The sequence below is a fragment of the Variovorax sp. 10N432 genome (assembly GCF_056394465.1).
On sequence record NZ_JBFTHX010000128.1, the window covers coordinates 1 to 817 of the forward strand.

The 817-nt window shown below is 66.8% G+C and carries 1 protein-coding gene; it reads left to right on the forward strand.

The genetic code is table 11. The annotated features are described in order from the left end of the window. The coding region (locus tag AC1DF3_RS36955; RefSeq protein WP_478142808.1) for a Tn3 family transposase at positions 1–817 on the forward strand (817 nt) is incomplete at both ends.

The following is an 817-nucleotide window of genomic DNA, read 5'->3' on the forward strand; positions in this document are numbered from 1 at the left end:
AGCAGCTTCCGCGGTCGCGAGCGTCTGTTCCTGCCCGAGGAGCGTTGGCAAGCCGAAGCGCCGAGGCACTACGCCAGGTTGCAGCTGCCGGCTAAGGCTAGCGAGTTCCTCGTACCGCTACTTGCTCGCATGCTCATTGGCATCGACGCGGTCGCGGCCGCCGCGCGTTCAGGTGATCTGCGCGTCGATGACGAACTGCATCTGGCGTCGTTGCCGGCGGACGAAGATGACCCCCAAGTCGTGAGGCTGCGCAGCCAGATCGATCAGCGCATCGGTGAAGCGCAGTTGCCCGAGGTCATCCTGGCCGTGGACGCCCAGGTGCGATTCAGCTGGATCATGCTCGGGCGCGAGCCGAGAACGGGGCAGGAACTGCTGATGACCTATGCCGGCATCCTCGCGCACGGCACCAGCCTCACGGCGGCCGAGTGCGCGCGCATGATCCCGCAGTTGTCGGCCACCAGCATTCGCCAAGCCATGCGCTGGGCCGGCGACGAGCGTCGACTGGCACGGGCCTGCCAGGCGGTGCTGGAGTTCATGCAGGGCCACCCCATCGCGGCGACCTGGGGCCGAACTGACCTGGCCTCCTCGGACATGATGAGCCTGGAGACCAGTCGGCGCGTATGGCAAGCACGCCAGGACCCGCGGCGCCAGGTGGCTTCCATCGGCGTGTGCAGCCACGTGCAGGACCGATGGGGAATCTTCCACGCGCAGCCGATCGTGCTCAATGAGCGGCAGGCGGGCGCTGCCATCGAGGGTGTCATTCGACAGGAACGGATCGAGACGTCTCAGCTCGCTGTCGACACGCACGGTTTCACCG